Source organism: Brevibacterium yomogidense, from assembly GCF_900163715.1.
GTDB classification, from domain to species: domain Bacteria; phylum Actinomycetota; class Actinomycetes; order Actinomycetales; family Brevibacteriaceae; genus Brevibacterium; species Brevibacterium yomogidense_A.
The window spans coordinates 90,187-112,581 of sequence record NZ_FWFF01000005.1 but is presented as its reverse complement, the minus strand read 5'-3'; the positions used below and the strand labels follow the sequence as shown (position 1 = coordinate 112,581).

Annotated in this window: 15 protein-coding genes; 7 read left to right on the top strand and 8 right to left on the bottom strand. The window is 69.3% G+C overall.

The genetic code is table 11. The annotated features are described in order from the left end of the window. Positions 1-17: 17 nt before the first annotated feature. Together groL and FM105_RS04375 are read left to right on the top strand one after the other, a co-directional pair. Positions 18-1,607 (top strand): chaperonin GroEL, encoded by a 1,590-nt coding sequence (groL, locus tag FM105_RS04380; protein ID WP_087005358.1) that lies wholly within the window; start codon positions 18-20, stop codon positions 1,605-1,607. Between the two features lie 223 nt (positions 1,608-1,830). Next, a complete protein-coding gene (locus FM105_RS04375; protein ID WP_087005356.1) occupies positions 1,831-4,506 on the top strand; it encodes an ATP-dependent Clp protease ATP-binding subunit in 2,676 nt (891 codons plus the stop codon). 132 nt (positions 4,507-4,638) lie between these two features. Here the strand turns inward: FM105_RS04375 and FM105_RS04370 are convergent, their stop codons facing one another. From FM105_RS04370 to FM105_RS04345, 6 genes are all read right to left on the bottom strand, one after another. Then, complete coding sequence (locus FM105_RS04370) at positions 4,639-6,048, bottom strand: LLM class flavin-dependent oxidoreductase (RefSeq protein ID WP_373404767.1); 1,410 nt, start codon at positions 6,046-6,048, stop codon at positions 4,639-4,641. Positions 6,049-6,050: 2 nt separating this feature from the next. After that, positions 6,051-7,964, bottom strand: coding sequence for a dipeptide ABC transporter ATP-binding protein (locus FM105_RS04365; RefSeq protein ID WP_256970222.1), 1,914 nt, complete (start codon positions 7,962-7,964; stop codon positions 6,051-6,053). Between the two features lies 1 nt (position 7,965). Further along, the gene (locus FM105_RS04360) at positions 7,966-8,970 is read right to left on the bottom strand and encodes an ABC transporter permease (RefSeq protein WP_087005349.1); all 1,005 of its coding nucleotides are present in this window, start codon (positions 8,968-8,970) and stop codon (positions 7,966-7,968) included. Further along, complete coding sequence (locus tag FM105_RS04355; protein WP_087005346.1) at positions 8,967-10,127, bottom strand: ABC transporter permease; 1,161 nt, start codon at positions 10,125-10,127, stop codon at positions 8,967-8,969. Before FM105_RS04355 ends, FM105_RS04360 begins: the two co-directional genes overlap by 4 nt. Beyond that, positions 10,105-11,805, bottom strand: a complete 1,701-nt coding sequence (locus FM105_RS04350; protein ID WP_087005343.1) for an ABC transporter substrate-binding protein — start codon at positions 11,803-11,805, stop codon at positions 10,105-10,107. The genes FM105_RS04355 and FM105_RS04350 overlap by 23 nt, the downstream gene beginning before the upstream one ends. Positions 11,806-12,101: 296 nt before the next feature. Next, positions 12,102-13,739 (bottom strand): thiamine pyrophosphate-binding protein, encoded by a 1,638-nt coding sequence (locus tag FM105_RS04345; protein WP_087005340.1) that lies wholly within the window; start codon positions 13,737-13,739, stop codon positions 12,102-12,104. Between the two features lie 318 nt (positions 13,740-14,057). Between FM105_RS04345 and FM105_RS04340 the strand changes: the two genes are divergently transcribed. The 3 genes from FM105_RS04340 to FM105_RS04330 all read left to right on the top strand — a co-directional run bounded on the left by FM105_RS04340 (position 14,058) and on the right by FM105_RS04330 (position 16,959). After that, positions 14,058-15,194 (top strand): pseudouridine synthase, encoded by a 1,137-nt coding sequence (locus tag FM105_RS04340; protein ID WP_087005337.1) that lies wholly within the window; start codon positions 14,058-14,060, stop codon positions 15,192-15,194. A 77-nt stretch (positions 15,195-15,271) separates the two neighbouring features. Further along, the gene (locus tag FM105_RS04335) at positions 15,272-15,910 is read left to right on the top strand and encodes a hypothetical protein (protein WP_143275818.1); all 639 of its coding nucleotides are present in this window, start codon (positions 15,272-15,274) and stop codon (positions 15,908-15,910) included. A 224-nt stretch (positions 15,911-16,134) separates the two neighbouring features. Further along, on the top strand, positions 16,135-16,959 hold the full coding sequence (locus FM105_RS04330; protein WP_087005331.1) for a lytic transglycosylase domain-containing protein: 825 nt from the start codon (positions 16,135-16,137) through the stop codon (positions 16,957-16,959). A 19-nt stretch (positions 16,960-16,978) separates the two neighbouring features. Here FM105_RS04330 and FM105_RS04325 read toward each other — a convergent pair whose 3' ends face one another. Next, positions 16,979-18,067, bottom strand: coding sequence for an alcohol dehydrogenase catalytic domain-containing protein (locus FM105_RS04325; RefSeq protein WP_087005328.1), 1,089 nt, complete (start codon positions 18,065-18,067; stop codon positions 16,979-16,981). A 96-nt stretch (positions 18,068-18,163) separates the two neighbouring features. Then, on the bottom strand, positions 18,164-19,975 hold the full coding sequence (locus FM105_RS04320; protein ID WP_087005325.1) for an AMP-binding protein: 1,812 nt from the start codon (positions 19,973-19,975) through the stop codon (positions 18,164-18,166). 170 nt (positions 19,976-20,145) lie between these two features. Between FM105_RS04320 and FM105_RS04315 the strand changes: the two genes are divergently transcribed. Continuing rightward, positions 20,146-20,892: a GntR family transcriptional regulator gene (locus tag FM105_RS04315; RefSeq protein ID WP_179207063.1), complete on the top strand. Its 747-nt coding sequence runs from the start codon at positions 20,146-20,148 to the stop codon at positions 20,890-20,892. A 46-nt stretch (positions 20,893-20,938) separates the two neighbouring features. After that, a complete protein-coding gene (locus FM105_RS04310; protein ID WP_087005319.1) occupies positions 20,939-22,375 on the top strand; it encodes a short-chain fatty acid transporter in 1,437 nt (478 codons plus the stop codon). The last annotated feature ends 20 nt before the right edge of the window (positions 22,376-22,395 follow it).

Below are 22,395 nucleotides of genomic sequence, written 5' to 3'. Positions count from 1 at the left end.
GGAGGAAGAACTCAGATATGGCAAAGACCCTTCAGTTCGACGACGAGGCGCGCAAGGCCCTCGAACGCGGCGTGAATGTCCTCGCGGACACCGTCAAGGTGACGCTCGGACCTCGCGGCCGCAACGTCGTCCTCGACAAGGCGTGGGGCGCACCGACCATCACGAACGATGGTGTGACCATCGCCCGTGAGATCGAGCTCGACGATCCGTATGAGAACCTCGGCGCTCAGCTGGCCAAGGAAGTCGCGACGAAGACGAACGACGTCGCCGGCGACGGCACCACCACCGCCACCGTGCTCGCACAGGCGCTGGTCCACGAAGGCCTCCGCAACGTGGCGGCCGGAGCAGCACCCAGCCAGCTCAAGGCCGGCATCGAAGCCGCAGTCGAGGCCGTCGAGGCACGTCTGCGCGAGAACGCCCGCGAGGTCGACGGCTCCGCAGAGATCGCGCACGTCGCGGCTCTGTCGGCGCAGTCGCAGGAGATCGGCACGCTCATCGCCGACGCCTTCGACAAGGTCGGCAAAGACGGCGTCATCACGATCGACGAATCGCAGGCATCCTCCGTCGAACTCGAGTTCGCAGAGGGCATGCAGTTCGACAAGGGCTTCCTGTCCCCGTACTTCGTGACGGACGCGGATCGTCAGGAAGCAGTCCTGGCCGATCCGTACATCCTCATCAACCAGGGCAAGATCTCGAACATCCAGGAGCTGCTCCCGGTGCTCGAGAAGGTGCAGCAGGCCGGCAAGCCGCTGTTCATCGTGGCCGAGGACATCGAGGGCGAGGCCCTCTCCACGCTGGTCGTCAACAAGATCCGCGGCATCATCAACGTCGCCGCGGTCAAGGCGCCCGGATTCGGCGATCGTCGCAAGGCGATCCTGCAGGACCTCGCGACGCTCACCGGCGGAGAGGTCGTCACGCCCGACATGGGCATGAAGCTCGACCAGGTCACTCTCGACCAGCTGGGCTCGGCGCGCACCGTCACCGTCACGAAGGACGCCACGACCGTCGTCGACGGTGCAGGCTCCGATGAGGACGTCGCCGGACGCGTCGCGCAGATCCGCTCCGAGGTGGAGAACACCGATTCGGACTGGGACCGCGAAAAGCTCCAGGAGCGCCTGGCGAAGCTGGCCGGCGGCGTGGCCGTCATCAAGGTCGGTGCAGCCACGGAGGTCGAGCTCAAGGAGCGCAAGCACCGTGTGGAGGACGCTGTGTCCGCTACGCGCGCTGCGATCGAAGAGGGCATCGTCCCCGGCGGCGGCTCCGCGCTCATCCACGCTGCGAAGGCGCTGGACGGCACGGACCTGGGCCTCACGGGCGACGCGGCCACCGGTGTGAACATCGTCCGCCGCGGCGTCGTGCAGCCGCTGCGCTGGATCGCTGAGAACGCGGGCCAGGACGGCTTCGTCGTCGCGAACAAGGTCGCAGAGCTGGAGCCCGGTCAGGGCTACAACGCAGCGACCGGCGAATACGGCGATCTGATCGCCGCCGGCATCATCGACCCGGTCAAGGTGACGCGCTCCGCCATGCGGAACGCAGCCTCGATCGCGGCACTGGTGCTCACGACGGAGACGCTCGTCGTGGAGAAGAAGGAGGACGAGGAGGACTGACCCTCTTCCGTCTCCTTCGCTCGCGCGAAGACCGAGGCCCCGATCGCCGCGCGGCGACCGGGGCCTCGGCGCATGCTGGGTGTCGACGCCTCAGGGGCCTCGACGAGAATCAGGGGCCTCGATGACCCGAGGGCCTCAGCTAATCCAGAGCAGTGCGATGGGAATATCCAGGCCGCTCATGCGTTGACTTGAGCGTACGTCACTCAATCTTTCGGGAGTTCTCTTGGCAACCTTCTTCGGCCCATCCGGTGCGGGCGGCGATTCCTTCGAGGAGTTCCTCGCCCGGCTGCTGCAGAACCAGGGCCGCGCACGTCGGCCCGTCGACATCACGCGCCTGCTCACGCGCCGTACGCACGAGCTGCTGGGTGCCGCGGGCACCTTCGCCGCGGAGCACGGCCACGCGGAGGTCGATGTCCTCCACCTGCTCCGCGTCATGATGGAGCACGACCAGATCCGCGGTCAGGTCGCGGCGACCGGCGCGGACCCGAAGGCGATCGCGCAGGCGGCTGAATCGCGCCTCCCCGAACGTGCGGAATCACGGGTGCCGGGACAGGTGTCTCTCACGCAGGCGACCCAGAAGTCGCTGCTCGACGCCTACCAGGTGGCGCGCGGCTTCGGCTCGACCTACATCGATCCCGAGCACGTGTTCCTCGCGTTCGTCCTGAACCAGGAGTCGTCCGTCGGACAGCTGCTCGCAGGCGCCGGGGTCAGCCCGCAGTCGCTGCAGCAGGCCGCCGCCCAGGCCGCCGAATCCGGACAGGTCATCGGCCAGTCGGACGACGGCATGGACGCCGAATCGGAGACCCCGATGCTCGACGCGTTCGGCCATGACCTCACGGCCGAGGCGCGCGAGGATCTGCTGGATCCGGTCATCGGCAGGTCCGACGAGATCGCTCAGACCATCGAGATCCTGGCCCGCCGGACGAAGAACAACCCCGTGCTGATCGGTGAGGCGGGCGTCGGCAAGACCGCGGTCGTCGAGGGCCTGGCGCGGGCGATCGTCGCGGACGAAGTGCCTGCACAGCTGCGCGGCAGGCGCGTGATCTCGCTCGACCTGGCCGCGATGCTCGCGGGCACGAAGTACCGGGGAGACTTCGAGGAGCGCCTCACGACACTGCTCGATGAGATCACGGCGGGCGAGGGCGAGTACATCGTCTTCATCGACGAGGTGCACACCGTGCTGGGCGCCGGAGGCGGCGGAGACTCCGGCGGCATGGACGCCGGCAACATCCTGAAGCCGCGCCTGGCGCGCGGCGAGCTGCATCTGATCGGCGCGACGACGCTGGACGAGTTCCGGCGTGTGGAGAAGGACCCCGCGTTCGCGCGCCGCTTCCAGCCGGTGACGGTCGACGAGCCGTCTCGCGAGGACGCGGTGACCATCCTCATGGGGCTCAAGGAGCGCTACGAGGAGCACCACAGCGTGCAGTACACGGATGAGGCCGTGCGCGCGGCCGTGGAGATGTCCGCCCGCTACATCACGGATCGGCACCTGCCGGACAAGGCGATCGACCTCATCGACCAGGCGGGTGCCCGCGTGAGCCTCACCCGGGTGCCCGGCATCGACATCGACGCGCTGAAGGCGACGGAGGACAGGCTCGAGTCGGAGAAGAGCGGTGCCGTCGCGGCCGAGCAGTTCGAGGAGGCGGCCCGTCTGCGCGACGAGATCGTCGGGGTGCAGGAGCAGATCGCGGAGGCATACGGCCAGCAGTCGGCGGCCGGGGCCTCGGCGGCGGACTCGGACCAGACCGCACGGTCCGGTGAGCAGGACGCCTCGGGTGACGCAGCCTCGGGCCCGGCGCCGGAGATCCTCACCGTCGATGAGGAGCGCATCGCGGAGGTCGTCGCCCGCGCGACGGGGGTCCCGGTCTCGCGCCTCACCCAGGATGACCGGCAGCGGCTGGCGCACCTGGAGGAGGAGCTGCACGAGCAGGTCATCGGCCAGGACGACGCCGTGAAGGCCGTCGCGAAGTCGGTGCGGCGCAGCCGGGTCGGCATGAGCGATGAGAGCAGGCCCGTCGGATCGTTCCTGTTCCTGGGGCCCACGGGCGTGGGCAAGACGGAGCTGGCGCGGGCACTCGCGACGTCGCTGTTCGGCGACGAGGACGCGATGGTCCGCTTCGACATGAGCGAGTTCGGGGAGAAGCACACCGCGAGCCGGCTGGTCGGCGCACCTCCCGGGTACGTCGGCTACGACGAGGCGGGACAGCTCACCGAGCGCGTGCGCAGGCGCCCGTACTCTGTCGTCCTGCTGGACGAGGTGGAGAAAGCGCACCCGGACGTCTTCAACCTGCTGCTGCAGGTGCTGGACGACGGGCGCCTCACCGACGGTCAGGGCCGCACGGTCGACTTCCGGAACACGGTCATCATCATGACGTCGAACCTGGGCTCCGAGTTCCTCACGAGCTCGATCGGGACCATCGGCTTCTCTGCCGGCGACGGATCGGGGACCGGTGCGGATGCGGATGTCCGCAGCAGGGTCATGGGCCGCCTGCGGGAGACCATGCGCCCGGAGTTCCTCAACCGGATCGACGACATCGTGCTGTTCCGCAAGCTCGATCGTGAGCAGCTGCGCTCGATCGTGCGTCTGCAGCTCAAGGACTCGGAGGCGCGACTGGCCGCACAGGGCATCTCGCTGACGGTCGACGACGAGTCCGTGGACCTCATCGCGGACCACGGCTACGAGCCGGAGTACGGCGCGCGTCCGCTGCGCCGCGTGATCCAGCGCGAGCTGGACGACGCGATCGCGGACCTGCTCGTCGATTCCGCGGTGGGCGAGGGCGACCGGGTGAAGGTCACGGTGGAGGGCGACGCGCTCAGCGTGGTCCCGGTCGCGCCGGCAGGGCCTGCTGGTCCGGCTGGTCCTTCGGGACCCGCGCAGCCGGCACTCACGGTGGGCTGAGGGCTCCTTCTGCGCTGGACGCGCACAGCGCTGGACGGGCGCGCAGCACGAGACACCAGCTTTCATCAGACCGCATAGGAAAGAAGCCATGCGACCTGATGAAAGCTGGTGTCTCGTCGTTTCGAGGTGATGTCAGCCCGCGGCAGGAGAGGGCGCGGATGCGAGCCGCTGTCCCGCCGCTGCACCCTCACCGAACGCACCCCGGTACTGCGCGGCCGGGTGGCGGTCCGGCAGGCGGTCGCTGCCGAAGATGCGGCCGCGCAGCGTCGTGGCCTCCCCGTACTCGGTCTTCGCGAGACCCCGCTCCTGCAGGGTGGGCAGCAGATCGTCGATGAACTCCTCGTAGCTGCTGGGCAGGCGCCAGTTCACGACGTTGATCCCGTCGACGCCGGCATCGCGCCATTCCTCCAGCGAATCCGCGATCTGCTCCGGGGTGCCCACGACCGTGCGGCCGATCATCCGCTCGCGGGCCAGGTCGCCCAGGACCGGTTCACGGCCCAGTCCGGCGCGCAGCCACTCGACGTGGCCACGGCCCCCGTTGTTCGGGATCGCGGACAGGGGAGTGTCCGCCGGCAGCCTGGACCCATCCGGCTGGATGCCGAGCGACGCGTGGGTGGCGTAGCCGGTGTCCGACGCGTACTCGTGGAGCTCCGCCTCCTTCGCCTTCGCCTCGGCCTCAGTCGACCCGATGACGAAGCTCATGCCCGGGAAGAACCGGATGTCATCAGCATGGCGGCCTGCGGCGACCGCCTGCGCACGGGTCTTCGCGATGTGGTCGCGGGCGACCTCCGGATTCGGGGGAGCGATGAACACGGCCTCCGCGTGTCGCGCCGCGAATGCGATGCCGCGCGGTGAGCCGCCCGCCTGGAACAGCAGCGGCGTGCGCTGGGGGCTGGGCGAGGGCAGATGCGGGCCCTCGACCCGGTAGCGCTCGCCCTCGTGGTGGATCTTGTGGATCTTCGCAGGGTCGGAGTATCGGCCGCCCTCGCGGTCGACCAGCACGGCGTCCTCGTCCCACGAGCCCTCCCACAGCTTGTAGGCGACGTCGACGTACTCCTCCGCCCACTCGTAGCGCGCATCGTGCTCCACCAGCGCGTCCAGCCCGAAGTTGCGGGCGGCGTTCTCCTGCGTCGAGGTCACGATGTTCCACGCGATCCGGCCCTTCGAGAGGTGATCGAGCGTCGAGATCTGACGGGCGAAGTTGAACGGGTGGTTCTGCATGACATTCGAGGTCGTGGCCAGTCCGATCCTCTCCGTCACCGCGGCGAGCGCACCCAGCAGGACGGTGGGGTCGTTGCTGGGGATCTGCAGGCCCTCGTGCACGTTGTCGGTGTAGACGCCGTCGGCGGGTCCGTAGAGGCCGGACACATCCGCGAAGAACATCGCGTCGAAGAGGCCGCGCTCCAGCGTGCGGGCGAGGTCGACCCACAGGTCGAGGCCCTCGAACTCGGTCTGCCGAGCGTCCGGGTGGCGCCACTGCCCGTGCTGAATATGCGACGGGGTGTTCATGAGGAACGCGTTGAAGAGGAGTGGTCGGGTCATGGTCATGCCTCCGTGGGTGTGGTGGTGGATGTGGTCGCGAGCCCCAGTGCGCTGTCGACCAGGGTCTGTGTGTACGGGTGCTGGGGGTCCTCGAAGATGGACCGCGGGTGGCCCTCCTCGACGATCGCACCGTCCTTCATGACGAGCACGCGGTCGCTCAGGTGTGCGATCACTCCCAGGTCGTGGGAGATGAAGAGGCAGCTGAGCCCCGTCTGCGCCCGCAGGTCGTGGACCAGGTCGAGGATCTGGGCCTGGATGGAGACATCGAGCGCGGACACCGCCTCGTCGAGCACGAGGACATCGGGCGACCCCGCCAGCGCCCGGGCGATCGCCACCCGCTGCCGCTGACCGCCCGACAGAGTGCCCGGATCCCGGTCGGCCACGGCCGCTGTGAGGCCCACTGCCTCGAGCAGCTGCTCGACAGTGGCCTCTGCGCGGGAATCCGCCTGAGCGTCTGCTCGCTTCGCCGCACGGATCGCGTCGTCGAGGATGCGACGCACCGACCACCGCGGGTCGAACGAGCTGAGCGGGTCCTGCCACACGACGGACAGTCGGTGCCTCAGCACCCGCCGCCGCGCCTCCGCTGCGTCGGACCAGTCCTCGCCCAGCAGGCGGACGTGCCCGTCATCCAGGTCCTCGAGCCCGAGCACGATCCGCCCCGTCGTCGACTTCCCCGAACCTGATTCTCCGACGATGCCCAGCACCTCGCCGCGGCCCAGCGTGAAGGTCACGTCGTCGACTGCGACCCGGCGCTCGCCGCCGGGCGTCCGAAAGGACTTGCGCGCGCCTCGCACCTCGAGCACCGGCACTGGCTCGAGCACTGGTGCTGGCTCGGTAACCGGCGCCGAGGCCCCGGCCGGCTCGTGTGCCTGACCCTCGCCTGCGAGCCTCCGTCCCCGCGTGTGCGGGCCGGGGATCGCCTGGATGAGAGCGCGGGTGTACGGGTGCCGGGGGGAGGAGAGGATCTGCTCGGGGGTGCCCTGCTCGACGACCTCGCCTGCTCGCATGACCAGCACCTCGTCCGCGAGCTCCGCGACGACGGCTAGGTCGTGGCTGATGAGGATCAGCGACTGACCGGCTGCGCGCCGCTGCGCGAGCAGCTCGAGGACCTGGGCCTGGACTGTGGCGTCCAGGGCGGTGGTGGGCTCGTCGGCGACGAGGACCTCGGGGCCGGCTGCCAGGGCCGAGGCGATAAGAGCCCGCTGCCGCAGACCGCCGGACAGCTGGGCCGGTCGTTCCCGGGCGCGCAGTTGAGGCTCCGGCACACCCGCATCCGCGAGCAGGCGGTGGACGTGGTCCTTCCGCGCGCGGCGGGAGAGCCCCGTATGTATGCGCAGCACCTCGTCGATCTCCGCACCGACCCGCCGCAGCGGATCGAGCGACACCAGCGCGTCCTGGAGCACGAACCCGATCCGCCCGCCGCGCACCCGCCGCCACTCCCGCGGGGTGAGGCGCAGCAGATCGAGGTCATCCTTGTCGTCCAGGCCACCCCTGTGGTCCAGGTCCTTCCGGCCATCCGGGTGTTCCCGGTCCTCCCGTTGCCCGGGGTCCCCGTCACCCGCAGCCTGCCCTCCACTCAGCACCAGGCGCTGCGCGCTCACCTGCGCGCCGGCGCCGGTGAGGCCCACGAGGGTGCGTGCGGTGAGGCTCTTGCCCGATCCGGATTCGCCGACCAGCGCGACGCAGCGGCCGCGGTGCAGATCGAACGAGACGCCGCGGACCAGCGGCCCGTCCACGTGCTCGAACCCGATCATGAGGTCGCGGACGCTCAGCAGGGCAGCGGGAGCTGCGGGGACCTCGGCGCCGGGTACCGGATGTCCGGCTGGACCGGCGTACGTGCCGGTGGCGCTGTCAGCGGCACCTGTCCGGACGATCTCGCCGCCAGCCGATGGATGTGTCGTGAGTGCGGTGGTCATGTCAGTGTCCTCCTTCGAGACGGTCGCGCAGGTGCGCTCCCACGGCGGTCGTGGAGAGTGAGAGGGCGACGATGACGAGCCCCGGGATGACGACCAGCCATCCTGCGGCGGTGAGATAGGTGCGGCCCGCATCCAGCAGCGCACCCCATTCGGGCGACGGCGGTGCGACGCCCAACCCTAAGAACGCGAGGCTGGAGGCCCACACGATCGACTGGCCGATCGACATCGTGAAGACGCCCACCAGCGGTCGCAAGGCGTTCGGCAGCACGTGCTGGACGAGGATCCGGCCGCGGGGGTGCCCCAGCACGGTCGCCGCCTCGACGTAGCCGGAGTCCGCCGCCGCGTGCAGCTGAGCGCGGATCATCCGGGCGTACCCGGGGGCGGACCCGATCCCCACCGCGATCGCGAGGGTCGTGGGGCTGGGTCCGAACATCCCCACCACGAGCAGCGCGAGCAGCAGCGTGGGGAACGCGAAGAGGATCTCGATGACGCGGTCGACCACGGCTGCGACCGCGCGGCCCGTCAGGGTGAGAGAGGCCAGCACCAGCGCCAGGACGATGCTCACGGCTGCCGCCCCCAGGCCCACCGCCAGCGAGTCCCGCGTTCCGTGCACCACGCGGGTGAAGAGGTCGCGGCCCAGCTCGTCGGTGCCGAACCAGTGCTCGAGGCTCGGGCCGCTGAGCGTCGCGGCGAGGTCGATCTCACCCGGGTCGCCGGGTGCCAGGACGTCGGGTGCGATCGCCGCGACGGCGAACACCGCGAGTCCCGCTCCGGCCACCCAGACGTGGGCCGGCAGAGAGGCGGCTGCGCGCCGCGCGCGTGAGGCGACCGCGACCGAGGCGCCGGTCGGGTCCGTCGGTGTGGTCCCGGCCGGGTCGGTGGCCGCGGTCCCGGCGGTGCCCCTGCGCGCGGTCCCGGCGGGGCCCCCGCGTGCGGGACCGGCGACGGCCTCGGGCGGTTCGGTGGATGGTGCGGGCGCCTCGACGTGTGCGGGTCGGGTGGTCATGCGTTCCTCCGAGGGTCGAGGGTGAGTGTGAGGGCGTCGACCAGCAGGCCGGCGAGGACGTAGATCACCGCGATGAGGATGACGATCCCGGTGACGACGGGCAGGTCCTGCGACTCGATCGCGGAGACGAGCACCCGGCCGATCCCGCTGCGGCTGAACACGCTCTCCACCACGACCGCGCCGGACACCGTCGCGCCCAGAGCCCAGCCGGACAGCTGCAGCGGTGAGCGCAGCGAGTGCTTGAGTGCGTGGCGCAGGCGGACGCCGGTGTCGGACAGGCCGCGGATCCGTGCACTCAGCACGAACGGCTGCGCGAGCGCTCGCTCGAAGTCCGTGCGCGCGGCCTGGCCCAGGAATCCGGCAAGAGGGATCGCAAGCGTCAGCACCGGCAGCACGAGGCCCACCGCGCCCCCGCCCACCACGGGGAACCAGTCCAGCTGCATCGCGAGGCTCAGCATCAGGATGACGCCCAGCCAGTAGTGGGGGAGGCTGGCGGCGGCGATCTCCAGAGAGGAGCCGATGCCGCGCAGCCAGGGGGCCCGCCCCGCGGTGAGCGTCGTCCACACGATCATGAGGATCCACGCGACCGCGATCGCAGAGAGGCTCAGCACCGCCGTGGGCGCGAGCTGCTCCGCGATGACGTCCCACACCGGCCGGTGCTGCTGGTAGGAGGTGCCGAGGTCGCCGCGCAGCAGCCCGCCCAGGTAGTCGACGTATTGGGCGAGGACCGGCTGGTCGAAGCCGTACTCGGCGGCGACGGGCGCGGTCTCTTCCGCGGTCCGTTCCTGGAACTGGCCGGAGCGCAGGTTGAGGATCGTCGTCGCGCGATCTCCCGGCTGGGCGACCTGCGCGAGGAACGCCGCGGTCGCAGCGCCCCACAGGACGACCAGCGAGCCGAGGAGGCGCACGGCGACGGCGCGTGCCACGGCCCGGGCGCGGACCCTGCGGGATCCCGAGGCCGAGGCGCCGGTCTCGTGCGAGAGGCCGGCCCGGTCGGCGCCGGGCTGTGAGGTGCTGGGCTGTGAGGTGTTGGGCGGGGGTGCGGCGGGCTGGGAGGCGGCAGACGGCTGGAGCGCGGCTGCGGCCTCGGGCGCTGTGGTGTGGGTGTGGGGTCGTGCGGCGGCGGGTGTCGTGTCAGTCGGCGATGTATGCGTCATGGAAGACCGGTCCTCCCTGTGAGTTCTCCTGGCGGAGGCCGTGCAGCCGGGGGCTCGCGGCGAGTGTGCTGAGGCGGTCGTAGACGCCGATCGACAGTGCTTCGTCGGCGATGGTCTCCTGGGCCTGTTGGTAGAGGGCGTCCTGCTCGGCGGGGTCGGTGGTGGAGTTGGCCTCGCGGATGAGGGATTCGAGCTCGTCGTCGAAGTAGAAGGCGGAGTTCGATGTATTCGGCTCTCCGCCGACCTCCTGCCGCCAGATGACGTGCAGGATCCCCGCGTTGATCGAGGTCCAATAGCCGATCGACAGGTCGTACTCGTCCGGTCCGGTGTAGGCACCGGCCGCGGCCTCGGACGGTGGGAAGGGGATGAGGGTGACGTCGAACCCGACGGCCTCCGCCTGCTGCTGGAGGCCCTGGATGATCGCGGCGCCGTCCTGGTTGATCGTGCGGCCGCCGGCGTAGGGGAACTCGATGTGCAGGCGTTCGCCGTCCTTCGTGCGGGTCCCGTCTGCCGCACGCTGCGTCCATCCGGCGTCGTCGAGGAGGCGGTCGGCCTCGTCCGGGTCGAAGGAGTAGCGATCGGCGGCTGCCTGGCTGTACCCGTCGGTCGCCTGGCCGACGGAGCCGTTGCCCTCGTAGGGGATGACGCCCTTGCCGACGGAGTCGACGACGGACTCGCGGTCGAGGCTGTACGCGAACGCCTGCCTGACGCGCTTGTCGTCGAACGGCGCGCGCGTCGTGTTGAAGCTGATCTGCTGCGGGCGGCCCGGGGTGTTGAAGAGGTGGGTCTCGTAGCCCTCGTCCTGCAGGTTCTCCCATTCGAACGCCTGGACGTCGTAGATCGCGTCGAGCTCGCCGGCGCGCAGGGCGGCAGTGCGGGCGGTGGGGTCGGCGAGGAACCGCCAGTCGATGCGCTCCGCCTTCGCAGGTCCCTGCGTCGCCGCGGTGGCGGGTGCCCAGTCGTAGTCGTCGCGGCGGTCGAGGACGATGTTCGTGCCGCGGTTCCACTCCGTGAGGGTGAAGGGGCCGGAGCCGATCGGGGAGGTGCAGTTCTCCTCCGCCGAACGGGTGGCGAGTGCGGTGGGCGACTGGATGCCGAAGTACGGCTGCGTGAGGTTCTCCGCCAGGAGCGGGTACGGATCGCTGAGCGCGATCTCCACGGTGCGGTCGTCGACGGCGGTGGCGTCCTCGACGTAGTCGTCCAACCAGACCTTGGCGGTGCTGTTGCCGCCCTCCAGCCAGTAGTCGACGTTGTCCACGATCGCCTGGGCGTCGACGGGGGTGCCGTCGGAGAACGTCGGCTCCTCGCGCAGGTGGAACGTCCAGGTGAGGTCGTCGTCGGAGACGTCCCAGTCGGTGGCGAGCCATGGCTCGACCGCGCCGTCGTCGCCCAGGGACACGAGTGCGTCGAGGACCTGGTGGGAGAGGTAGCCCTGCTCGATCCAGCCGCCGTGCACACAGGGCGGCTCCTGCTGGTGGCCGTACGTGATGACGTCGGTGGGGGCGGTTGAGGCGCCCGGGTCTGCTGAGGTTGAGACGGGGGCTGCTGCGCCCGGGTCTGCTGCTGCGGTGACGAGCGCGCCTCCGCACGCGGTGAGTGCGAGGGTGGAGACGGCGGCGGTGACCGCGAGTGCGAAGGGGCGGAGTGCGTGTGGCCGGTGCGGCGGCGAGTCGGTCATGCGGTGAGGTTCTCCCTGTGTGTCAGTGCGATGACCGTCACAGTAGGGAGCGCGGTGCCCTCACCGGCACCGATGCCGTCACGCCACGACGCGCACAGTCACACTGGTCAGAAGATCCGCATGTTTCCGGGGGAGCGGGAAGACCTCAGCATGACGGAATGCGGCAGGGTGTGACGCGAACCCACGACGCGACCCATGACGCGAACCACCAGCATTCATCAGGCCGCATAGCTTCTTTCCTATGCGGCCTGATGAAAGCTGGTGGCTGGTGGGATCTGTGGCTGATGGAGCCCGCGTCAGTTCGCCGTCGGCACCAGTCCGGGGCGGTTGGCGACCTTGTGCGGGTCGGCGATGACCTCGATGAGCAGTGGGAACTGTCCGTCGGCGATGAGCTGCTCCGCCGATTCGAGATCCTCCATGCTGGTCGCGCGCACTGCCTGAGCTCCCAGCGAACGGGCGACGTCGGCGAAGGACGGCCAGTCGATGAGCGCGTTCTCCACCGAGCTGCCGAAGTGGTCGAGCTTGAGGTATTCGGCCCCATAGCAGTCGTCGTTGAGCACCATCACGACCAGAGGCAGGTTGTGGCGCACCGCGGTGCTGAGCTCGACGATCCCCTGCATGAGGCCGCCGTCCCCCACATAGAGCCCGGTCGGCACATCCGGGTGCGCCGCGGCCACACCGACCGCGGTCGCGGTGCCCAGCCCGATCGACCCGAAGGTCCCGGCGTACACCCAGCGCTCGGCATCCACTGTGATGTGGGGCCACGTCGAGTAGACGAAGCGCCCCACATCGCTCACCTGCGGAGCGCCCTTCGGCAGTGCGCCGGAGAACCACCGGGTGGCATCGCGCATGTCGATGTACCCATCGCCGGTGGTGGAGGTGTACATGTCCTTGGCCTCCCGGTGCGGCGCCGCCGCGATGGCATCCATGTACGCCGCGTGCTTGACGTCGATCTCGGATTCGACGAGTCGGTCGAGCAGCGCCTGCGCCAGAGCCGCGGCATCGGCAACGATGACCTGGTCGGCCGGCCCGTAGCCGCTCAGGGCCGCCGGATCGGCGTCCGACTGGATGAGGATCCGGCCCTTCATGAGGTCGAACTTGTCCGTGGTGTGGGCGTTGAGCGAGGCGCCGAAGGTCAGCACGACGTCGACATCCGCCATGTAGTCGATGGCGACCGCGTTGGACAGCGTCCCGTGGATGCCCAGGTTCTCCGGTTCCCCGTCGAAGTAGTCCTTGGCCAGCACCGTCGTCATCACCGGAGCATTGATCGCACGGGAGAGCTCGAGGATCTGCTCACGTGCACCGGAGACCACCGCGCCGCGCCCGGCGACCAGCAGCGGTCGCTTGGCGGACACGAGCAGGGCCAGCGCCTCGTCGACGGATTCCGTGTCCGGGAGGACCCGGTGGCCGCGCACGGTCGGGAGCTTGGGCGAGCGGTACTCGACCTCGTGCCGCAGCAGGGCGAACGGCACATCGAGCACTACGGCGGTGGAGGACGCGGCGGCCAGCATGAAGGCCTTGTCGAGCATCGCGAGGAGCTCATCGGCCCTGCGGACCTTGACGAAGCCTGCTCCGGCGTAGCGGGCGAAGCCCTCGATGTCCGTGTACTGGAAGTGGCCGTTCACCTCGGGCGGTGAACCGGTGAGGAGCACGATCGGGCTGTGGGAGCGCACCGCCTCGGTGAGCGCGGTGAGGGTGTTCGTGAGCGCCGGCCCGTGGGTCACGGAGGCGACCCCGACCTCATCGGTCTGCCGCGCCCAGCCGTCAGCCATCGACACTGCGCCGCCCTCCAGGGCCGCCCCGATGTAGCGCCCGCCCTCGTGCTCCATGTAGGCGCCCAGGAATCCCAGGTTCGCGTCGCCCATCAGGCCGAACACCGGCCGCCCGGCGCGCTCCTCGGCCAGGTACCGGGCCACCGCTTCGTACACTCGCATAGCTTCCTCGCTCCGTGTGTTGACGAACGCGCGGATCGGCTTCGACCCACGCGTCTTAACGATCGTTCAGTGGCAGTCTAGGACACCTCGCGCGCGGCCGCCCGTGAAGCCCACGCGGCGGAACTCGCTGCCATGCGACAGTCGCCAGCCCACAGTCGCCAGCCCACAGTCGCCAGCCCACAGTCGCCAGGCCACGGTCGCCACACCACCCACCAGCTTTCATCAGACCGCATAGGAAAGAAGTCCGTCGGTCTGATGAATGTTGGTGGGTCGCGCCTGCCACGGGGAGGGGCTGGCCCGCGACTAGGATCGTGGATCATGGCCCGTTCTCCTCTTCCGCCCCGCGAGGGGATCTCCGCCACGCGTCTGCGCGCTCCCGGTGGAGCCGGCATGCACCCGCGGATGCACCAGCCGGTACCGCCGTCCGTGGGCGCGTGGCTGCGCGCGGACTTCCCCGATGCCTCGGAGGACGAGATCCTCGATCTCACCGCCACGCGCGAGCTCACCGCGGAGGACGGTTCCCGCGTGAGCCTCGAGGACCCCGTCATCCCGGGCGGCTTCTACTGGTTCCACCGCTACGTGCCGCCGGAGGAGCGCGTGCCGGTCGAGATCGGCATCGTCCATGAGGATGAGCACCTCCTCGTCGTGGACAAGCCGCACTTCCTCGCGAGCACCCCGAACGGCCGCTTCGTCCGCGAATGCGTCGTCACCCGCATGCGCGTCGAGCGCGACGACCCGGACCTGGTCGCGATCCACCGTCTAGATCGCGTGACGGCGGGTCTCCTGCTCCTGTCGAAGCGGCCCGAGACCCGTGGCGCCTACCAGACGCTCTTCCAGAACCGGCGCATCCGCAAGACCTACCGTGCGCTCGCCGCCCTGCCGCCCGCGCCAGTCTCCGCACCCGTTCCGCAGCCAGTCGACGGTGCCGACCGCGCCGGCTCTCAGACGACCACCGCCGCCGAGGTCCCGCTCGGCTGGGCCGCCTGCCGCACCACCCTGCTCCACAAGGAGTCGGGGGACCGGCAGGTGCGCGAGGTCCCCGGCCCGCCGAACTCTCGGACGGAGGCTCGCCTCGTGCGCATCCTCGGGGAGGCTGACCTCCCGACGTTCGCCGATCTGCCGACGGATGACGGTCTCCCGCCCTCGACGAACCCGCAGGCCGACGGTGACCTTCCGACCGCACCCACAGGCGCGACCCCGCGGATCGGCGAGTTCGAACTGACGCCGCACACCGGACGCACGCACCAGCTGCGGGTGCACATGAATGGGTGGGGGACCCCGATCCTCGGCGACCCCGTCTACCCCGTGGACCTGGGTCCCGACCCCTACGACCTGTCGTCTCCGCTCCAGCTGCTCGCGAGCCGTCTGGAGTTCCGCGACCCGCTCACGGGCGAGGGGCGCGTCTTCGACAGCAGGCTCAGCCTCCGGCCCACTCGGTCGCAGCTCGCGATCTGAGTCCTTCCGGTCCTTCCGGATTCGTGTCTGTCGTCGCGGCCACTAGAATGGAATCCGATTTCGACGAGAGGTGCGCCGTGACTGTTCCCGACTCCTCCGTCGTCGCTCCGGACCCCGACATCCCCCGCCCACCGCGCCTCCTCCGCATCGGACTCGTCGTGTTCGAGGTGGTGAGCTGGGTCAGCGCGGGCGTTCTCGCGATCTTCGGAGTTCTGGGCATCGTCTCGATGCTCCAGGGGACCGTGCCCGGGACGGCGCGGGTCATGGACGGAGCCTCGCTCATCGCCGCCGGCGGTGCGGCAGTCGAGGGCGGCACGATCGACGTCGTGTTCGAAGGCGTGCCGGTGAGTGTCTCCTGGCCCTACCTCTTCACGATCGTCGCCACGTTCGGCACGTGGATCGTCATGTGCCTCGCACTCGCCGTCGTCTCCCGCGGGATGCGGTCGGGAGCTCCGTTCCGCTGGGTCACACCGAAGTTCCTCTACACCTTCGCCGCGATCTGGACGGTGCTGGCCTTCGCCGCGCCCTTCGTCGTCGGTGAGGCCCAGCCTGCGATGGCACGTGCGGCGGGGGTCGTGGTCCCGGGTGCCACCTTCTCGTACACGATGCAGGTCGAGGACCTGCTGGGGATCCTCTCGGGGCCGGTCGTCGCCGTCGTCGTGGCAGTGCTCGCCACCGGATCGCGGATGTGGGCCCAGCACAGGCGACGCACCTGAACCGATGCACGTGAGCCGACTCATCTGAACCGACGCATGCGAACCGACGCATGTGAGTCGCGGCGCCCGCCGAACCGTGGTGCGGGTGCGGCGCACCTCACGGCCGGCCTCCCAGCGGGCGCTCCGCTGCAGGCGGTAGCGTTGTCCGCGCCCTGCGGCGCCCCGGACACACGACGCAGCAGATTCCGCCGCCTCTCGCACCACTGCCCGGAAGGACGATCCGCATGTCACCCGCACGTGTCTTCGCCACCGTCCTCGCCTGCCTCACCGTGCTCGCGATGGGAGCCGGGCTGTGGATCCTCGTGTCGTTCCTGTCGCTGGCGCCCGGGCCGCAGTCGGACCCCTCCGACGCCGAGGCCGACCGCGGTCCCGCTGACGGCGCCCCGTCCCGGCCCGAGGCCCCCGAGAGGATCGGTGGAGGAGTCGCCGCGGCCTCGGGCACGGCAGACGACGGCCGGGCGGAGCCGGCAGCCGGATCGCCCGCCGCGGACTTCGCAGTGGCCCCCGGCTGGGTGGAGGACCTCGCGCAGCGCACGGGCATCCCGGAAAGGGTGCTGGAATCGTATGCGTCAGCCGCGCTGTGGGCGGGGGAGGAGCACTCGACCTGCGGGCTCGAGTGGAACACCCTCGCCGGGCTCGGCTGGGTCGAGAGCCGCCACGGGTGGCTGCAGGGGGCCTCGGTGACGGCGGACGGAGACGTGCGACCGGAGATCATCGGGATCCCGCTCGACGGGACCAACGGCACGGCGGAGATCACGGACACCGACGGCGGTCGGCTCGACGGCGACACCGAGTACGACCGCGCGGTCGGCCCGATGCAGTTCATCCCGGAGACGTGGGAGATGTTCGCGGTCGATGCGCGGGGGCTCGGCGGCGCGGATCCGCATCAGATCGACGACGCAGCGTTCACCGCGGCGAACTATCTGTGCAGCATGCAGGTGGACTTCGCATCGGATGACGAGTGGTCGAACGGCATCCTCCGCTACAACGCGTCGGACCAGTACGTCGAGGACGTCCACTCCGCGGCGCAGCACTACGCGTACGTGTGAGACTGCGGGGACGCGTGAACTACGCGGACGTGTGAGCGGCGGCGCCCTGCTCGCCCGCCACCTCGAGCACGATGCGCCCCTGTGACCCGCCCGCCTCCATCTTCTCGTGCACCTCGCGGGCTCGTGTGTACTCGACGACCTCGGTGACGTCAGCGCTCAGCCGTCCGGCGGCGACCTCGGCCAGCAGAGCCTCGAGCTCCTGGTTCGTGCATGACTTGGTGCCCAGCAGCGCGATCTCCTTGAGGATGAGGTAGGCGGGAGGGATCGACACCTCAGCGCCTTCGACGTTGCCCACGACGACGACCGTCCCGCCGGGCTTCACCGCATGCAGCGATTCGCGCAGGGTCGGAGCGCCCACGACCTCGAGCACGAGATCCGCCTTGAGCCCCAGGTCATCCTTCAGCCGACGCGCGAACTTCCGTTCCGGATCCACGATGACGTCGTGGGCTCCGGCATCGTGGGCCACCCGGGCCCCTGACTCCGACGACGTGATCGCGATGACGCGGGCGCCCTGCGATGCTGCGATCTGGACCGCGTGCATCCCGACACCGCCGCTGGCTCCCGTGATGACGACGTCCTGACCGGCTCGCAGTGCTCCGCGCGTCACGAGCGCGTGCCACGCTGTGCCCAACGTGCAGGTGACGATGGCGGCAGACGTGAGCGAGACCTCGGCGGGGACGTGGACCGTGGTCGAGGCCGGGATCACGACGTACTCCGCGTAGCCGCCGTCGAGGTCCTCGCCCAGGAACTTCGGCGTGACGACGGTGCACAGTGACTGGTTGCCCCCGATGCAGTTGTCGCACGTCCCGCAGCCCGAGAAGATCATCGACATCACGCGGTCACCGGCGGCGAAGCCCTCCACACCGTCGCCCACCGCATCGATGACGCCGCTGACCTGGTGGCCGAGGGTCAGCGGGTGGATGGCGCGGGGGAACCTCCCGGCTCGGGTGAGGAGGTCGTGGCGGCACACGCCGCAGTAGGCGACGCGGATGCGTATCCAGCCGGAATCCGGCTGGGGGACGGGGACGGTCGCAGAGTGGAGGACCTCGGGGCCGCCGAAGTCCTCGAGCCGGATCGCGTGCATCTGCGTGGGCGTGGGGGTCGTCATGGAGATCCTTCTGTTCGTGCTGTGCGTGGGGAGAAGCGGGTGCGGAGACGTGGGCGCGGATATGTGGGTAGGGAGATGTGAGTGGGGAGCAGCGGATCAGCGCGTGGGGAGCACGTCCTCGGCCATCTCGCGCAGGCGGTTCCGCTGGATCTTGTCGCCGTTGGCCCCGCGGACCGTGGGGAACTCGTCGAGGGGGATCACACGCTTGGGCACCTTGAACGTGGCCAGGACAGCGCTGCAGTCGGCGAGGACTGCGTCTTCGTCGAAAGTCGTCTCCGCGGCCGGATCCAAGACCACGAAGGCGACGGGTACGAGGCCGCGTGGTCCCGGTGCCGCGACGAACTGCGCCTCGCCGATGCCGGGCAGGGTGATGAGGAGGTCCTCCACCTCCCGCGGCGCGACGAGGAAGCCGCCCAGTCTGAGGACATCGCCCATGCGATTGAGATAGACGACGTCGTCTGCCGTGCGCATGTACCCGAGGTCGCCCGTGCCGAACCAGCCGTCCTCATCGACGGGCGTGTCCTCATAGCCGTGCTCGGTGATCCTGCCGGGGGAGACGAACGGTCCGCGGATCTCGATCTCGCCTGTCGGCGGCTCATCGGAGGTGGTGTCAGGGGCGGCAGGGGCGTCGGTGGTGTCAGGGGAGTCGGGGGTATCGGCGGCGACTCGGACTTCTATGAGCGGTGCGACGGGGACTCCGCCGCCCTGCGAGAGGCGCTCCATGTCTGCGTCGGCGGGCGGATAGCACATGAGTGCCTGGACCTCACTGGAGCCGTAGGTCTGGAAGAACCTCTTGCCGAGCTCCCCTCCGCGTCTGATGATGCCGCGGACGTCCGTCGCGGTGAAGTTGCCGAATCCCACTTCGCACAGCGTGCTGATCCGTGTGGGGTCCTCCACCGCATCGAGCATCATGGCGAGCATGGCGTCGGCCATGTTCGTGTGCGTGATCCGGTGCCGTTCGATGAGGTCGATCGTCTGACGCGGGTTGAACGCGGCCTGGAGCACGGCGGGGCGCCCGGCGCACAGCGCGGCCATGAGGGTGTTGAGACCGAACACTCCGCACAGGGGGAGAGTGGCGAGCACCACGGTGGACGCATCCATGTAGCCGAAGGTGCGAGCCACAGCGGTCGAATGCCCGATGAGGCCGGCCTGCGTGTGCATGATGATCTTCGGGACCCCGGTGCTTCCGGAGGACGTGAACGCGCTCGCGTGGGTATTCGCGTCGTGGGTGGACGGTTCGCGAGGGGCGGCTTCCAGGAGTCGTGCGTAGTCGATCGTGGCGAACGGGGTGGGTTCGGCTGTGGTCCCGGTGTCGGCGGCAGTGGTCTCGGCGGCAGTGGCCGGTGCCGCGGCACCGGAGGATGCCGCGGGAGCAGCGGGGGAGGGGGCCTCGGGCGCGGTCGCCTCGTCAGACGGCAGCGCGACCTCCACGACCAGGCGGATGGCTTCGGGATCGTCAGCATGGATCTCGCGGAGCATGTCGCGGAAGCCGATTCCCCTGAACCCGGGATCGGTGATCACCAGATCACAGTCTGCACGTGCGAGCAGGCCGCTCACGTCGTGACTGCGCAGCTTCGTGTTGATGCCCAGTGCGGTGGCGCCCAGAGCGGCGAGCGCTGCAGCGGTCTCGACCCACTCGAGGCAGTTGGGCAGCCAGACCGCCACGATCTGTCCCGGCTCCACTCCGAGGTCCGCGAAGCCGCCGATGAGTCTGCGGACACGGGCGAGCAACTCCGCGTGCGTGAGCGTGCGCTCGCCATCGATCAGAGCGCTGTCATGCGGAGCAGTGCGGGCGTTGTGCTCGAGCAGTCCGTACCAGGTCGAAGGGGACTGCGCAGGTGGTCCGTCGGTCGTGGGGGACGGGTGGGCCGCTGTGGCCTCCCTCGTCGTCTCGCCTGCAGTCGTCACTGATTCTCCTCACGCGCGGCATCCTCGCTGCGCTGATGTTCGCCGACCATCCGCGACTCTGCCGTGTGGTCTGGATCATATGCGTTTTGTCCAGTATGGTTCATAGAAAATATTCTGTAAACACGAGGCGGATGACTCGCTTCGGAATCTCAAAGGGGAGGTGCCACGGGATGACTGCTCTGCGAAGTCGCAGGAACCGGCGCAACAGACTCAGCGATCGAGCCGCCTCATGGGTGCGCGAGGCGATCATCGCGGGCAAGCTCCATGAGGGCGACAGGCTCTATCCGGAGAAGCTCGCAGAGGAGCTCGACATCAGCGTGACGCCTGCCCGCGAAGGTCTGCTGGCAGTCGAGGGCGAAGGCTTCGTGGAGATGGTCCCGCGCAAGGGCTTCGTCGTCTCGCCGCTGTCCTCAGAGGACATTCGAGACATCTTCATCTCCCAAGCGCTCATCTGCGGCGAGCTCGCCAGCCGGGCGGCCCTGAAGATGTCCGACGCGGACGTCGAGGAGCTCTTCGCGGTCCAGGCCGAGCTGGAGCGGGCAGTCAGCGAAGACGACTACACCGCCTATGCCGTAGCCAACCACCGGTTCCATCGCATGATCAACGTGGCGGCGAACGCACCCAAGATGGTGTGGCTGCTGGCGATCACCCTGCGCTACACCTCTCCGTCGCTGTACACGGAGACGTCGGGCTGGCTCGAAGCCTCGTGCACAGACCACCACACGATCCTCGACGCGCTCAGGCAGCGCGATGCGGAGACATCTCGCGCAGCGATGGTCGAGCACATGACCCATCTGGGAGACCTGCTGGCGGCACGCATCGCAGCGAGTGAGGGTCGTGCCGGCGAGGGTGACGGCGGCGATGATCGCGTGCGCATCCCCGCAGGGGCGTCGGTGCCCGCAACGAAGCCGGCGTAGGCGATCCCAGGCGATTCCAAGAGGTCCGGTTCAGAGAGGAACCATTATGAGCATTGAGCACAACGTCGCGGTAGGTGAGCAGCCAGCCGCTGGCACTGAGTCGACTGAGAGTGCAGGTCGCGGCCTGTCGCTGAGGACCATCACCGGTCCCTTCAGCAGATTCGTCGAGAGATGGATGCCCGCTCCACTGATCTTCGCGGTGGCCCTCACTGTCATCGTCGTCATCATGGCGCTCACGATGACGCCCGCGACCCCCGTCGACGTGCTGTCGGGCTGGGGCGATGGGCTGGCAGGCCTGCTGGAGTTCACCACCCAGATGTGCCTGATCCTGCTGCTGGGTCACGCGCTGGCGAACACCGCACCCGTCCGCAAGGTCCTGGTGGCGATGGGGCGGATGCCGCGCACCGCCTACCAGGCATACGCGTGGGTGACGCTCATCGCGTGCGTCGCCTCGATGCTCACCTGGGGTCTGGCGCTCGTCGTGGGTGGTCTGCTGGCCCGTGAGGTCGCAGTCCAGATGCGCAACCGAGGCGTTGAAGTGCATTTCCCCCTGCTGGTCGCCGGCGCCTACACGTCCATGAGCGTGTGGTCGATGGGCTACTCGAGCTCCGCCCCGCTCGCAGCTGCCACCCCCGATTCGTTCATCATCGACACGATCGGTTCGACGATCCCGGTGTCGGAGACCCTGGGCACACCCTGGAACCTCATCGGCATTCTCGTGGTCATTCCAGCACTCGTGCTCATCATGCCGACGCTGAGGCCACGCCGCGGTGAAACGATCATCCAGCTGCCCAAGGACCTGGCGTCCGGCGAAGCGGGCGTCGAGATCGCAACCTCCGATGTGGAGGACTCCTCGCCGGCAGCACGGATGGACGCCTCACGCATCGTGCCGATGCTTCTGGGCCTGGCGGTCACCGCCTACATCATCTGGTACTTCTCGACCAACGGGTTCGCGCTCACCCTCGACATCGTGAATTGGTCGTTCCTCGCGCTGCTCCTGCTGCTGTCGCGCTCCACCCACGAACTGGGACAGCTGATCAAGAACGCTGCCTCGACCGTGGGCGACATCCTCCTCCAGTTCCCGCTGTACGCGGGCATCATGGGCATCATGGTGTCGACCGGTCTGGGGGCTGTCATCAGCAGCTTCTTCGTCGACATCTCCACTCCGATGTCGTTCGGCGTCATCACCTTCATCTCCGCCGCGCTGCTCAACGTCGCGATCCCCAGTGCCGGTGGACAGTTCGCCGTGCAGGGGCCGGTCATGATCGACGCGTCGCAGGCACTCGGAGTGGATCCGGCGATCACCACGATGGCGATCGCGTACGGCGACAGCATCACCAACATGATCCAGCCGCTCTTCGCGCTGCCGCTGCTGGCGATCGCGGGCTGCCGACTGCGCGACATCGTCGGTTACACGTCCGCGTCGATGATCGTGTCCGGAACCGTGCTGATCGGAGTCATCTTCGTCGCAAGCATGCTGTGAACCGTGATGATTCCGCGCCG

What these genes read in the sequence shown, in the direction of transcription:
- FM105_RS04355 (WP_087005346.1), bottom strand. Translation starts at nt 10,127, where the DNA reads ATGACGCATACATCGCCGACTGACACGACACCCGCCGCCGCACGACCC.
- FM105_RS04310 (WP_087005319.1), top strand. Translation starts at nt 20,939, where the DNA reads ATGAGCATTGAGCACAACGTCGCGGTAGGTGAGCAGCCAGCCGCTGGC.
- FM105_RS04345 (WP_087005340.1), bottom strand. Translation starts at nt 13,739, where the DNA reads ATGCGAGTGTACGAAGCGGTGGCCCGGTACCTGGCCGAGGAGCGCGCC.
- FM105_RS04315 (WP_179207063.1), top strand. Translation starts at nt 20,146, where the DNA reads ATGACTGCTCTGCGAAGTCGCAGGAACCGGCGCAACAGACTCAGCGAT.
- FM105_RS04350 (WP_087005343.1), bottom strand. Translation starts at nt 11,805, where the DNA reads ATGACCGACTCGCCGCCGCACCGGCCACACGCACTCCGCCCCTTCGCA.
- FM105_RS04370 (WP_373404767.1), bottom strand. Translation starts at nt 6,048, where the DNA reads ATGACCCGACCACTCCTCTTCAACGCGTTCCTCATGAACACCCCGTCG.
- FM105_RS04360 (WP_087005349.1), bottom strand. Translation starts at nt 8,970, where the DNA reads ATGACCACCCGACCCGCACACGTCGAGGCGCCCGCACCATCCACCGAA.
- FM105_RS04325 (WP_087005328.1), bottom strand. Translation starts at nt 18,067, where the DNA reads ATGACGACCCCCACGCCCACGCAGATGCACGCGATCCGGCTCGAGGAC.
- groL (WP_087005358.1), top strand. Translation starts at nt 18, where the DNA reads ATGGCAAAGACCCTTCAGTTCGACGACGAGGCGCGCAAGGCCCTCGAA.
- FM105_RS04340 (WP_087005337.1), top strand. Translation starts at nt 14,058, where the DNA reads ATGGCCCGTTCTCCTCTTCCGCCCCGCGAGGGGATCTCCGCCACGCGT.
- FM105_RS04330 (WP_087005331.1), top strand. Translation starts at nt 16,135, where the DNA reads ATGTCACCCGCACGTGTCTTCGCCACCGTCCTCGCCTGCCTCACCGTG.
- FM105_RS04365 (WP_256970222.1), bottom strand. Translation starts at nt 7,964, where the DNA reads ATGACCACCGCACTCACGACACATCCATCGGCTGGCGGCGAGATCGTC.